Source organism: Pantoea sp. NGS-ED-1003 (assembly GCF_000738765.1).
Taxonomy (GTDB): Bacteria; Pseudomonadota; Gammaproteobacteria; order Enterobacterales; family Enterobacteriaceae; genus Pantoea; species Pantoea septica.
The window spans coordinates 1-12335 of the sequence record NZ_JPQA01000011.1; the positions used below are offsets into that span (position 1 = coordinate 1).

At 56.5% G+C, this 12335-nt stretch carries 10 protein-coding genes, 1 tRNA gene and 3 rRNA genes; 5 read left to right on the forward strand and 9 right to left on the reverse strand.

Going from position 1 to position 12335, the window contains the following annotated elements:
- From JS46_RS19445 to rrf (JS46_RS19460), 4 genes are all read left to right on the forward strand, one after another.
- Positions 1–2761: ribosomal RNA gene (locus JS46_RS19445) — 23S ribosomal RNA — on the forward strand; the annotation flags it as partial.
- A gap of 94 nt (positions 2762–2855) precedes the next feature.
- Positions 2856–2971, forward strand: a 5S ribosomal RNA gene (gene rrf, locus JS46_RS19450).
- A gap of 15 nt (positions 2972–2986) precedes the next feature.
- Positions 2987–3062, forward strand: a tRNA-Thr gene (locus JS46_RS19455).
- A gap of 32 nt (positions 3063–3094) precedes the next feature.
- Positions 3095–3210: ribosomal RNA gene (gene rrf, locus JS46_RS19460) — 5S ribosomal RNA — on the forward strand.
- Positions 3211–3327: 117 nt separating this feature from the next.
- Here rrf (JS46_RS19460) and JS46_RS19465 read toward each other — a convergent pair.
- From JS46_RS19465 to JS46_RS19480, 4 genes are all read right to left on the reverse strand, one after another.
- On the reverse strand, positions 3328–4086 hold the full coding sequence (locus JS46_RS19465; RefSeq protein WP_033754729.1) for an amino acid ABC transporter ATP-binding protein: 759 nt from the start codon (positions 4084–4086) through the stop codon (positions 3328–3330).
- Positions 4087–4094: 8 nt separating this feature from the next.
- Complete coding sequence (locus JS46_RS19470; RefSeq protein ID WP_033754732.1) at positions 4095–5195, reverse strand: amino acid ABC transporter permease; 1101 nt, start codon at positions 5193–5195, stop codon at positions 4095–4097.
- Between the two features lie 15 nt (positions 5196–5210).
- Positions 5211–6389, reverse strand: a complete 1179-nt coding sequence (locus tag JS46_RS19475; protein WP_033754735.1) for an amino acid ABC transporter permease — start codon at positions 6387–6389, stop codon at positions 5211–5213.
- Positions 6390–6456: 67 nt separating this feature from the next.
- Positions 6457–7482, reverse strand: a complete 1026-nt coding sequence (locus JS46_RS19480) for an amino acid ABC transporter substrate-binding protein (protein WP_033754738.1) — start codon at positions 7480–7482, stop codon at positions 6457–6459.
- A gap of 278 nt (positions 7483–7760) precedes the next feature.
- On the opposite strand from JS46_RS19480, the gene JS46_RS19485 reads away from it, so the two are divergent.
- Positions 7761–7967 carry a hypothetical protein gene (locus JS46_RS19485; RefSeq protein WP_033754741.1) on the forward strand — a complete coding sequence of 69 codons (207 nt, stop codon included), beginning with the start codon at positions 7761–7763 and terminating at the stop codon, positions 7965–7967.
- Positions 7968–8029: 62 nt separating this feature from the next.
- Here the strand turns inward: JS46_RS19485 and fis are convergent, their stop codons facing one another.
- The 5 genes from fis to JS46_RS19510 all read right to left on the reverse strand — a co-directional run bounded on the left by fis (position 8030) and on the right by JS46_RS19510 (position 12253).
- On the reverse strand, positions 8030–8326 hold the full coding sequence (gene fis / locus JS46_RS19490; RefSeq protein WP_000462905.1) for a DNA-binding transcriptional regulator Fis: 297 nt from the start codon (positions 8324–8326) through the stop codon (positions 8030–8032).
- 24 nt (positions 8327–8350) lie between these two features.
- Positions 8351–9316, reverse strand: coding sequence for a tRNA dihydrouridine synthase DusB (gene dusB / locus JS46_RS19495; RefSeq protein WP_033754748.1), 966 nt, complete (start codon positions 9314–9316; stop codon positions 8351–8353).
- A 375-nt stretch (positions 9317–9691) separates the two neighbouring features.
- Positions 9692–10573 (reverse strand): 50S ribosomal protein L11 methyltransferase, encoded by an 882-nt coding sequence (gene prmA, locus JS46_RS19500; RefSeq protein ID WP_033754751.1) that lies wholly within the window; start codon positions 10571–10573, stop codon positions 9692–9694.
- A gap of 11 nt (positions 10574–10584) precedes the next feature.
- Positions 10585–12021, reverse strand: coding sequence for a sodium/pantothenate symporter (gene panF, locus JS46_RS19505; protein ID WP_033754754.1), 1437 nt, complete (start codon positions 12019–12021; stop codon positions 10585–10587).
- Positions 12011–12253 (reverse strand): YhdT family protein, encoded by a 243-nt coding sequence (locus JS46_RS19510; protein ID WP_033754757.1) that lies wholly within the window; start codon positions 12251–12253, stop codon positions 12011–12013. Before JS46_RS19510 ends, panF begins: the two co-directional genes overlap by 11 nt.
- Positions 12254–12335 lie beyond the last annotated feature (82 nt).

Here is a 12335-nt window from a genome sequence, read left to right on the forward strand (position 1 = left end):
CACACTATCGCAACATGAATACATAGTGTTGCGAGGCGAACCGGGGGAACTGAAACATCTAAGTACCCCGAGGAAAAGAAATCAACCGAGATTCCCCCAGTAGCGGCGAGCGAACGGGGAGCAGCCCAGAGCCTGAATCAGCTTGTGTGTTAGTGGAAGCGTCTGGAAAGTCGCAGGGTACAGGGTGACACTCCCGTACACGAAAACACACAGGCTGTGAGCTCGATGAGTAGGGCGGGACACGTGGTATCCTGTCTGAATATGGGGGGACCATCCTCCAAGGCTAAATACTCCTGACTGACCGATAGTGAACCAGTACCGTGAGGGAAAGGCGAAAAGAACCCCGGCGAGGGGAGTGAAACAGAACCTGAAACCGTGTACGTACAAGCAGTGGGAGCCTCTTTATGGGGTGACTGCGTACCTTTTGTATAATGGGTCAGCGACTTATATTCTGTAGCAAGGTTAACCGTATAGGGGAGCCGCAGGGAAACCGAGTCTTAACTGGGCGTTAAGTTGCAGGGTATAGACCCGAAACCCGGTGATCTAGCCATGGGCAGGTTGAAGGTTGGGTAACACTAACTGGAGGACCGAACCGACTAATGTTGAAAAATTAGCGGATGACCTGTGGCTGGGGGTGAAAGGCCAATCAAACCGGGAGATAGCTGGTTCTCCCCGAAAGCTATTTAGGTAGCGCCTCGTGAACTCATCCTCGGGGGTAGAGCACTGTTTCGGCTAGGGGGCCATCCCGGCTTACCAACCCGATGCAAACTGCGAATACCGAGGAATGTTATCACGGGAGACACACGGCGGGTGCTAACGTCCGTCGTGAAGAGGGAAACAACCCAGACCGCCAGCTAAGGTCCCAAAGTCATGGTTAAGTGGGAAACGATGTGGGAAGGCCCAGACAGCCAGGATGTTGGCTTAGAAGCAGCCATCATTTAAAGAAAGCGTAATAGCTCACTGGTCGAGTCGGCCTGCGCGGAAGATGTAACGGGGCTAAACCATGCACCGAAGCTGCGGCAGCAGTAGCGATACTGTTGGGTAGGGGAGCGTTCTGTAAGCCGTCGAAGGTGTGCTGTGAGGCATGCTGGAGGTATCAGAAGTGCGAATGCTGACATAAGTAACGATAAAGCGGGTGAAAAGCCCGCTCGCCGGAAGACCAAGGGTTCCTGTCCAACGTTAATCGGGGCAGGGTGAGTCGACCCCTAAGGCGAGGCCGAAAGGCGTAGTCGATGGGAAACAGGTTAATATTCCTGTACTTGGTGTTGCTGCGAAGGGGGGACGGAGAAGGCTATGTTGGCCGGGCGACGGTTGTCCCGGTTTAAGCGTGTAGGCTGAGCATCCAGGCAAATCCGGATGGTCAAGGCTGAGGCGTGACGACGAGGCACTACGGTGCTGAAGCAACAAATGCCCTGCTTCCAGGAAAAGCCTCTAAGCTCCAGGCAACACGAAATCGTACCCCAAACCGACACAGGTGGTCAGGTAGAGAATACCAAGGCGCTTGAGAGAACTCGGGTGAAGGAACTAGGCAAAATGGTGCCGTAACTTCGGGAGAAGGCACGCTGGCGCGTAGGTGAAGGGACTTGCTCCCGGAGCCGAGGCCAGTCGAAGATACCAGCTGGCTGCAACTGTTTATTAAAAACACAGCACTGTGCAAACACGAAAGTGGACGTATACGGTGTGACGCCTGCCCGGTGCCGGAAGGTTAATTGATGGGGTTATCCGCAAGGAGAAGCTCTTGATCGAAGCCCCGGTAAACGGCGGCCGTAACTATAACGGTCCTAAGGTAGCGAAATTCCTTGTCGGGTAAGTTCCGACCTGCACGAATGGCGTAATGATGGCCAGGCTGTCTCCACCCGAGACTCAGTGAAATTGAAATCGCTGTGAAGATGCAGTGTACCCGCGGCAAGACGGAAAGACCCCGTGAACCTTTACTACAGCTTGACACTGAACACTGGTCCTTGATGTGTAGGATAGGTGGGAGGCTTTGAAGCGTGGACGCCAGTCTGCGTGGAGCCGTCCTTGAAATACCACCCTTTAATGGCTGGTGTTCTAACGTAGGCCCGTTATCCGGGCTGCGGACAGTGTCTGGTGGGTAGTTTGACTGGGGCGGTCTCCTCCCAAAGCGTAACGGAGGAGCACGAAGGTTGGCTAATCCTGGTCGGACATCAGGAGGTTAGTGCAATGGCATAAGCCAGCTTGACTGCGAGAGTGACGGCTCGAGCAGGTGCGAAAGCAGGTCATAGTGATCCGGTGGTTCTGAATGGAAGGGCCATCGCTCAACGGATAAAAGGTACTCCGGGGATAACAGGCTGATACCGCCCAAGAGTTCATATCGACGGCGGTGTTTGGCACCTCGATGTCGGCTCATCACATCCTGGGGCTGAAGTAGGTCCCAAGGGTACGGCTGTTCGCCGTTTAAAGTGGTACGCGAGCTGGGTTTAGAACGTCGTGAGACAGTTCGGTCCCTATCTGCCGTGGGCGCTGGAAAACTGAGGGGGGTTGCTCCTAGTACGAGAGGACCGGAGTGAACGCACCGCTGGTGTTCGGGTTGTCATGCCAATGGCACTGCCCGGTAGCTAAGTGCGGAAGAGATAAGTGCTGAAAGCATCTAAGCACGAAACTTGCCCCGAGATGAGTTTTCCCTGACCCCTTGAGGGTCCTGAAGGGACGTTGAAGACGACGACGTTGATAGGCCGGGTGTGTAAGCGCAGCGATGCGTTGAGCTAACCGGTACTAATGACCCGTGAGGCTTAACCTTACAACGCCAGAGGCGTTTTGCGAGACGCGAAGATTTTCAGCTTGTGACGGATAATTCTGCGCGGCCCGTCGGGCGGCGCGGAAGACAGAATTTGCCTGGCGGCCTTAGCGCGGCGGTCCCACCTGACCCCATGCCGAACTCAGAAGTGAAACGCCGTAGCGCCGATGGTAGTGTGGGGTCTCCCCATGCGAGAGTAGGGAACTGCCAGGCATCCAAATACAGTGTGCTGATATGGCTCAGTTGGTAGAGCGCACCCTTGGTAAGGGTGAGGTCCCCAGTTCGACTCTGGGTATCAGCACCAGTTACGTAAGAGTTCGGCGAATAAAGAATTTGCCTGGCGGCTTTAGCGCGGCGGTCCCACCTGACCCCATGCCGAACTCAGAAGTGAAACGCCGTAGCGCCGATGGTAGTGTGGGGTCTCCCCATGCGAGAGTAGGGAACTGCCAGGCATCAAACCAGAAAAAGCCCTTTGCATAAGCAAAGGGCTTTTTTCTTTTCTGCGCTTTGCCTTTTCCACCCATAAAAAACCCCGGAACCGGTCCGGGGCGTTGATGCTATGCTCAGCGTTAATGAATAACCTGCGATAAAAACGCGCGCGTACGTTCAGACGTCGGATTCGAAAAGAAAGTTTCCGGCGGTGCCATCTCCACGATCTCGCCGCGATCCATAAAGATCACGCGATCGGCCACGGTACGGGCAAAACCCATCTCATGGGTAACGCACAGCATTGTCATGCCGTCTTCCGCCAGCCCAATCATGGTATCCAGCACCTCTTTAACCATCTCGGGATCCAGCGCTGAGGTCGGCTCATCGAACAACATAATCTTCGGTTTCATGCAGAGCGAACGCGCAATCGCCACACGCTGCTGCTGCCCGCCAGAGAGCTGGCCCGGAAACTTATGCGCATGCTCGGCGATGCGTACGCGCTCCAGGTAGTGCATCGCCAGCGCCTCTGCCTCTTTTTTCGCGGTCTTGCGCACCCAGATGGGCGCCAGCGTGCAGTTCTGCAGCACCGTCAGGTGCGGAAAAAGATTGAAGTGCTGAAACACCATACCCACTTCGGTACGCACGCGTTCGATGTTGCGTACATCATCATTCAGATGGATACCGTCGACCACGATGCGTCCTTGCTGATGCTCTTCCAGATGGTTAATACAGCGAATCGTCGTAGACTTACCGGAACCGGAAGGGCCGCACAGCACGATGCGCTCGCGCGGCTTCACCTGCAGGTTAATATCTTTCAGGACATGAAACTGCCCATACCATTTATTCACGTTCTCGAGCGAAATCATCAAAGCTGAATCGTGATGCGAATGTTGTGTCATGGAAAACCTCAGTGCGATTTACGCCCGGTGTGAAAGCGCTTCTCCAGATGCTGGCTATAGCGCGACATGCTAAAACAGAAAATCCAGTAAACCAGCGCGGCAAAGACATAGCCTTCGGTCGACATTCCCAGCCAGGCGGGATCGACGGTAGCCTGCTGCACGCTGCTAAACAGATCGAAAAGGCCGATAATGATCACCAGACTGGTATCTTTGAACAGCGCGATAATGGTGTTCACCAGGCCGGGAATCGTAAGCTTCAGCGCCTGCGGTAAAATCACCAGCAGCTGGGTTTTCCAGTAGCCGAGCGCCAGCGACTCCGCCGCTTCATACTGACCTTTCGGCAGCGCCTGCAAACCGCCGCGCACCACTTCGGCGACGTAAGCCGACTGGAACAAAATCACCCCAACCAGCGCGCGCACCAGCTTATCGATGCTGGTGCCTTCCGACATAAACAGCGGCAGCATCACCGACGACATAAACAGCACGGTAATCAACGGCACGCCGCGCCAGAACTCGATAAAAATGATCGACAGCGTACGCACCACCGGCATACGCGAGCGACGCCCCAGCGCCAGCAGAATACCCAGCGGCAGCGCGCCGGCGATGCCGACCGCGGCGATAATCAGCGTTAACGTCAGTCCGCCCCACTGGCGCGTCTCGACGTGCTCCAGGCCAAACAGGCCGCCATACATCAGCAGCCAGACGACGAGAGGATAGATCACCGCCCAGCAGGCGATATAGCGCCCGCGATACGGCAGAGATTTCACAAACATCGGGATAATCGAGGCGACGCCCAGCACCAGCGCCAGGTTAATCCGCCAGCGCAGCTCGTGCGGATAGAGTCCATACATAAACTGGCCGAAGCGCGCATGAATAAAAACCCAGCATGCGCCCTCTTTGGTGCAGTCGGCGCGCGTCTCGCCAATCCAGTTCGCCTGGAATACCAGCCACTCCAGCGCGGGCGGGATCACCTCCCACATCAGCCAGAGGCAAAACAGCGTCAGCAGCGTATTAAACCAGCTGGAGAAGAGATTTTTTCGCGCCCAGACCCAGGCGCGGCTCAGCGGCGTGGCGGCGGCCGGCGAGGCTTCGTGTGTGGTAACAGACATCGTCATCCCGTTCTCTTAGCGCTCGACCAGCGCAATTTTGCGGTTATAGATATTCATCAACAGCGAAATTACCAGGCTGATCGCCAGATAGACGCCCATAGTGATAGCGATAGTTTCGATTGCCTGGCCGGTTTGATTCAGCACCGTACCGGCAAACAGCGACACCATATCGGGGTAGCCGATCGCGGCCGCCAGCGAGGAGTTTTTCACGATGTTGAGGTACTGGCTGGTCAGCGGCGGAATAATGACGCGCATCGCCTGCGGGATAATGACCTGACGCAGCGTCACCGGATTGGGCAAGCCCAGCGAGCGCGCGGCTTCATGCTGGCCGTGCGGCACGGACTGAATGCCGGCGCGGATCACCTCGGCGATAAACGACGAGGTGTAGACAGAGAGCGCCAGAGTCAGCGCCGCCAGCTCCGGGATCATCACGAAGCCGCCGCGGAAGTTAAAGCCGCGCAGCGTCGGCACGTCCCAGTGCGTGGCGGCGCCGAAGCCCAGATGCGCCACCACAGGAAACAGCACGAACATGGCGAGAGCGGCGGGCCAGGTGCGGCGCAGCTGGCCGGTCTTGAGCTGATATTTGCGATGATAGCGGAACAGCGCATAGCTGCCTGCAGCGGCCAGTGCCAGCGCAACGATAAAGGGCCCGGAGCCTGGCGCATACTGCGGCCAGGGCACATAGAGCCCGCGGTTGCTGACGAAGGCGAGATCGAACGCGCTTAACGCCTGGCGCGGGCCGGGAAGATTACGCAGCACCGCGAAGTACCAGAAGAAGATCTGCAGCAGCGGCGGAATATTGCGGAAAGTCTCGATATAGATAGTCGAGAGCTTGCGCAGCAGCCAGTTGTCCGACAGGCGCGCCAGGCCGATGAAAAATCCCAGCAGTGATGCGAAAACGATGCAGAGCGCAGAAACCAGCAGAGTATTGGTCAGGCCCACCAGAAACACGCGCGCGTAGGTGTCGCCTTCGGTGTACTCGATGAGATGCTGGACGATACCGAAACCGGCACTGCGTTCAAGAAAGCCGAATCCGGACGTAATGCCGCGGCTGGCAAGGTTGATAATCGTATTGTGGATCAGATAACCCACTACGATAACCACCGCAACAATGGCGATAATCTGGTAAAGCCAGGCGCGAACCGCGGGATTACCGAATGAAATGTCCCTTTTCACGCTTGGGCGTTGTGACATGTTGAAACCTCAGAGACAAAGCGCAGGCAGGACGCCGCGCAACGCGGCGTCCCGTTAACATGTGTGATTAGCGGACCGGCGGGGCGTACTGAATGCCGCCCTGATTCCACAGCGCATTCTGGCCGCGCGCAATCTTCAGCGCGCTGTCTTTGCCCACGTTGCGGTCAAACACTTCCTGGTAGTTGCCGACTTGCTTGATGATGTTATAGGCCCACTTGTTGTCGAGCTTCAGGTCTTTGCCGAAGTCGCCTTCCGCACCCAGCAGATGCGCCATATCCGGCGTGGTCGGCTTGGCGGTCATCTGATCGACGTTCTTCGAGTTGATGCCCATCTCTTCCGCATTCAGCATGGCGTAGAGCGACCACTTCACGATGGTGAACCAGTCATCGTCGCCGCGACGCACGACCGGGCCCAGCGGCTCTTTCGAGATCACTTCCGGCAGTACGATAAATTCGTCCGGCTTACCGAGTTTGATACGCAGCGCGTAGAGCTGCGACTGATCGGACGCCAGCGTATCGCAGCGACCGCTGTCGAGCGCTTTAGCGGATTCGTCAGAGCGATCGAAGGTCACTGGGGTGTACTGCATTTTGTTGGCTTTGAAGAAGTCCGCCACGTTAAGCTCGGTATCGGTGCCCGCCTGAATACAGACCGTTGCGCCGTCCAGCTCTTTCGCGCTTTTCAGGCCCGCTTTCTGGTGAGTCAAAAAGCCGATGCCGTCATAGTAGTTCACGCCAGCGAACAGGAAGCCCATGCCGCCGTCGCGCGAAGAAGTCCAGGTCGTGTTGCGCGACAGAATATCCACTTCGCCTGACTGCAGCGCGGTGAAACGCTCTTTTGCGGTCAGCGGCGTATATTTCACTTTGCTGGCGTCGCCGAAAACGGCGGCGGCTGCCGCGCGGCAGACGTCAACGTCGATGCCGGAGAATTTGCCGCTGGCGTCAGCATAGGAGAAGCCCGGCAGACCATCGCTGATACCGCACTGCACAAAACCTTTCTTCTTAATCGCATCCAGCGTGGTGCCAGCGTGTGCCTGCTGAGTAACCGCGAGGAACGCAGCGGCGGCGACCAACGTAGAGAGCATCATCTTTTTCATAAAGCATCCTGTGTGGCGTAATTATTTTGTTATGTTTGATGCGCGCTCTGCAGCGCGCTATTACCTGTCTGTGGCGGTCAGCCACGCATAGCACTGCAAAGCCAGTGCCAGGTTTGCAGAAACGTGAGTGGGCTGGAAAGATCTCTTATTAATCTGAAGAATCAGGAAAGCAGCGTTACTATCGCGCACCAAAAGGAAGCAAAGCGAGTCGCCCCGATCACAATTAGTGCAAATAGTTTCACTATATGGAAGCAATGTGAGCTAAAGCTCAGGAAAGGATGTATGGAGAAGATGAGTTACGCTTTTCGGCAATGAAGATCACTGAGCGGCCGTCAGCGCTGGCGCTGCAGGGAAACAAGCGAAGAAAAGTGGAGGCGCGGCAGGGAAGAATGGGGATCAATGCGCAGGTAATTTTCACTGCCGCGATTGCAACTAAGGTTACCATTTGCGAGCGAGTTGTTTCATCGCTTTCAGCTTTATTGTGAAAGGCTGAGCTAATAAAAACGCCAGCACTCAGGCTGGCGTCATTTACCGCATCAACTAAAAATCAGTTCATGCCGTATTTTTTCAGTTTCTTACGCAGAGTACCACGGTTGATACCCATCATCAGCGCAGCACGGGTCTGGTTGCCACGGGTATACTGCATCACCATGTCCAACAGGGGCTGCTCGACTTCAGCCAGTACCAGCTCATAGAGATCATTAACATCCTGACCGTTCAGTTGAGCAAAATAGTTCTTCAGTGCCTGTTTAACCGAATCACGCAGAGGCTTTTGCGTCACCTGATCCTGTGAGTTAACGGTAGAAACGGTCAGTACGTCAGAATTTACGCGTTGTTCGAACATAGTTCTTTCAGCTCTTTATTTCGTTTACGCAAGATTTTCGAAGTATGCCTCCAACGCCTCCAGCTGTTCGCTGGCATCCTCTATGGCGTTGAATGTGCGCCGAAACTGGTCATTAGGGGCATGCTCCTGCAAATACCAGGAGACGTGCTTTCGCGATATACGGTATCCCTTGCCTGGACCATAAAAGTCGTGCAGCTCACGTATATGCGCAACGAGCATACGCTTCACCTCTGCCAGCGGCAGCGGCGCAAGCAGCTCCCCAGTGTCCAGATAATGCTGGATTTCCCGGAAGATCCACGGTCTTCCCTGAGCCGCGCGGCCTATCATCAGGGCATCGGCCCCCGTATAGTCAAGCACGGCTCTGGCTTTATGCGGGTCAGTTATGTCGCCATTCGCGATAACGGGAATGGTGACACTCTGCTTAACTGTCCGAATGCTGTCGTATTCAGCTTCCCCGTTGAACAGGCAGGCACGAGTGCGTCCATGTATCGTCAGGGCCTGAATGCCACAGCGTTCAGCCAATTGGGCAATCTCTACACAGTTACGGTTTTCCGTATCCCAGCCGGTGCGAATCTTCAGCGTAACGGGCACATCCACTGCGTTAACCACGGCGGTGAGAATAGATTTCACCAGCTCGGGATACTGCAGCAGCGCTGAGCCTGCCATCTTGCGATTCACTTTTTTGGCCGGGCAACCCATGTTGATATCGATGATCTGCGCGCCAGACGCCACGTTAATACGCGCGGCCGCCGCCATATCATCGGGATCGCAACCTGCTATCTGCACGGCGCGAACGCCGGGCTCGTCACTGTGCACCATACGCAAACGGGATTTGTCACTGGCCCAGACTTCAGGGTTAGATGACAGCATCTCGGAGACCGCCATACCGGCGCCGTTCTCAAAACAGAGCGTGCGGAACGGCCTGTCGGTAATCCCGGCCATCGGCGCAGCAATGAGTCGATTACGTAGCTGGTGGTGTCCAATGCGCATGAAGAAGAAGTGACCGTAACTGTTCGCAAGGCGGCGTATATTACGCATTTTTTACCGAAGATGAAAGGCCAAACTTTGAACAATTCGCCGTAAATAACGGGATAAAGACGGTTAAACAGCAGTCAATTTTTTAATTATTATTAATATTCAATTACTTAAAAAAATACGCTGAAATTGTGAACAAAAATTTTTCTCAAAACATGGCGTAAATCACAACATAAAAAGCGCCACATCAGGCAATTAACCAGAGATATGACGCCCAGGTGGTGCTTTATTGCGCAACTTGATTGCGGCCGGAACGTAATTAACAGGCCAGGTCGCGCTTTGGTTTAGCTCAAGATAAAAGCAGGGCGGCGTAACCGACCTGCTTTTATATTAGCGCCGCACGCCGGTAATGCGGCACCACTCCTCTTTTTCCGCCACCGGATCGAGCGCGAAGCGATCGGCATAGGCTTCGCAAACGCTCTCCGCCTGGCTGGCCAGCACGCCGGAAAGACCCAAATGGCCGCCTGCTTTCGGCAGCACGCCAATCAGCGGCGCCAGCTCGCGCAGCGGACCGGCGAGAATATTGGCGACCACGACGTCGGCCTGCAGGTTCTCAGGCTGTTGATGCGGCAGGTAGAGCGACAGGCGATCGGCGACGCCGTTGCGCTCTGCATTATCGCGGCTGGCCTGGATCGCCTGCGGATCGATATCGATGCCGATCGCCTGCGCCGCGCCCAGCTTCAGCGCGGCAATCGCGAGAATGCCGGAACCGCAGCCGAAATCGATCACCGTTTTGCCCGCCAGATCCAGGCCGTCCAGCCAGGTGAGGCAGAGGGACGTGGTCGGGTGCGTGCCGGTGCCGAACGCCAGGCCCGGATCGAGCATTACGTTAACAGCGTCAGGATCCGGCACGTCGCGCCAGCTTGGGCAGATCCAGAGGCGCTCGCCGAAGCGCATCGGATGAAAGTTATCCATCCACTCGCGCTCCCAGTCTTTATCTTCGATCTGTTCGATCTTATGGCGAAAGCCAGATCCCAGCAGAGGATGCTGGCTCAGCTCTGCGACCACATCCTCCATCTCCGTTTCCGCGTCGAACAGGCCGATCACGTCGGTATCGCCCCACAGGCGCGTTTCGCCCGGCAGCGGCTCGTAAACCGGATTATCGTGCGTATCCTGAAAGGTCACGGAGACCGCGCCGCTCTCCATCAGCGCATCGCTGATGGGTTCGGCGTGCTCGCCGGTACTGTTAATCTTGATTTGAATCCATGGCATAGCGTTTCTCTTTATTCCAGCGCGGCATCAGGCGCGCGGCCAAACAGATTACCGACCAGAAAAGCCAGCAGGCTTATGGTCAATGACGGAACGATAGGGTGAAAGCCACCCCATTGAATATTGAGGCTGGCAAGCAGCGTGTAGCTCCCGGCACCCGCCAGCATGCCGGAGATGGCGCCGGCAGCGTTGGCGCGCGACCAGTAAAGGCCAAGCACCAGCGGCCAGAGGAAAACGGCTTCCAGACCGCCGAAGGCCAGCAGATTGAGCCAGATAATCATATCCGGCGGATTCCACGCCGCCAGCAGCAGCAGCACGCCCAGCAAGAAGGTAATGGTGCCCGATAGCAAGCGCAGGCGCGCTTCGTTTTCACTCTGCTGCGGCGCGATGCGCAGATAGAGATCTTTGATCAGGGTAGCGGAAGATTGCAGCAGCTGCGCGTTGATGGTCGACATGATCGCCGCCATCGGCGCGGCGAGAAATACGCCCGCAGCCATCGGCGGCAGCACGGTGATCATCAGCGTCGGGATGACGCGATCGGGAATAGTGAGATCCGGCAGAATCGCCCGGCCGAGCGCGCCGGCCAGATGCATGCCGAGCATCAGCACCACTACCACGATGGTGCCGAGAATAATGCCGCGATGCATCGCTTTGCTGTCTTTATAAGAGATGCAGCGCACGGCGGTATGCGGCAGGCCGATAACGCCGAAGCAGACCAGCACCGCAAAGGAACTAAGGAAGGTCGGATTGATAACGTTGCCGACCCCTTCCGGCGACACCAGCTGCGGATCGATGGCGCGCAGTTTGGTCACCGCCGTGTCGAGCCCGCCCGCCTGATGAATCACGGCGAACAGCAGCAGAAAGGTGCCCACCAGCATCACCAGGCCCTGCATAGCGTCGTTGAGCACGCTGGCGCGAAAGCCGCCGAAAGCGGTGTAGAGCGCAATAGTGCCGCCGAAAATCAGCAGGCCGGTATCGTAAGGAATGCCCGCGGCGGTTTCCAGCAGGCGCGCGCCGCCGATAAACTGCACCGTCATCGCGCCGATAAAGGCCACCAGCAGGCTGATGCTCGCCAGCCAGATCAGCAGCGTGCTGCGATAGCGGGCATAAAGCATATCGTTTAGCGTCACCGCGTTATAGCGGCGCGCCAGAATAGCGAATTTCTTCCCTAACACGCCAAGCGACAGCCAGACCGCCGGCACCTGAATCATCGCCAGCAGCACCCAGCCGAGTCCATATTTATAGGCCGCGCCGGGGCCGCCGATAAACGAACTGGCGCTGATATAGGTGGTGGTGACGGTCATCGCCAGCACAAAACCGCCCATAGAGCGGCTGCCGAGAAAATATTCAGTGAGAAAACTGCCCTGGCGCTGTTTGCGCATGGCAAACACCGACAGCCCGGCGATCAGCACCAGGTAAGCCAGCAGCGGAAGAATGATTTCAGTTTCCATCGTTATCCTCTAACGGCATATCGCGGAACACCAGACGTACCATCAGCCAGCACAGCACGATAAACAGCAGCGGGGCAAACACGCAGGAGAGTTCAAACCAGCGCGGCAGACCGGTCACGCCGGCCTCATCGCCGCCCAGCCACGCGGAGACGCCCCAGACGGCCAGATAGGCGAGCGTCAGGTAGAGCGCCCAGCGCGCCTCTTTATTCGCTTGCAGAAAACGCCAGTCCATTATGCAACCTCTACGGCGACAAAAATGAAAAAGGCCGGTATCACCGGCCTGGTCTTGTTGACAAGGTGCCAACCTGGGCGCT

Coding starts and splice junctions, on each gene's coding strand:
- panF (WP_033754754.1), bottom strand. CDS start 12,021: ATGGAAACTGAAATCATTCTTCCGCTGCTGGCTTACCTGGTGCTGATC.
- JS46_RS19485 (WP_033754741.1), top strand. CDS start 7,761: ATGTATGGAGAAGATGAGTTACGCTTTTCGGCAATGAAGATCACTGAG.
- fis (WP_000462905.1), bottom strand. CDS start 8,326: ATGTTCGAACAACGCGTAAATTCTGACGTACTGACCGTTTCTACCGTT.
- JS46_RS19480 (WP_033754738.1), bottom strand. CDS start 7,482: ATGAAAAAGATGATGCTCTCTACGTTGGTCGCCGCCGCTGCGTTCCTC.
- dusB (WP_033754748.1), bottom strand. CDS start 9,316: ATGCGCATTGGACACCACCAGCTACGTAATCGACTCATTGCTGCGCCG.
- JS46_RS19470 (WP_033754732.1), bottom strand. CDS start 5,195: ATGTCTGTTACCACACACGAAGCCTCGCCGGCCGCCGCCACGCCGCTG.
- prmA (WP_033754751.1), bottom strand. CDS start 10,573: ATGCCATGGATTCAAATCAAGATTAACAGTACCGGCGAGCACGCCGAA.
- JS46_RS19475 (WP_033754735.1), bottom strand. CDS start 6,389: ATGTCACAACGCCCAAGCGTGAAAAGGGACATTTCATTCGGTAATCCC.
- JS46_RS19465 (WP_033754729.1), bottom strand. CDS start 4,086: ATGACACAACATTCGCATCACGATTCAGCTTTGATGATTTCGCTCGAG.
- JS46_RS19510 (WP_033754757.1), bottom strand. CDS start 12,253: ATGGACTGGCGTTTTCTGCAAGCGAATAAAGAGGCGCGCTGGGCGCTC.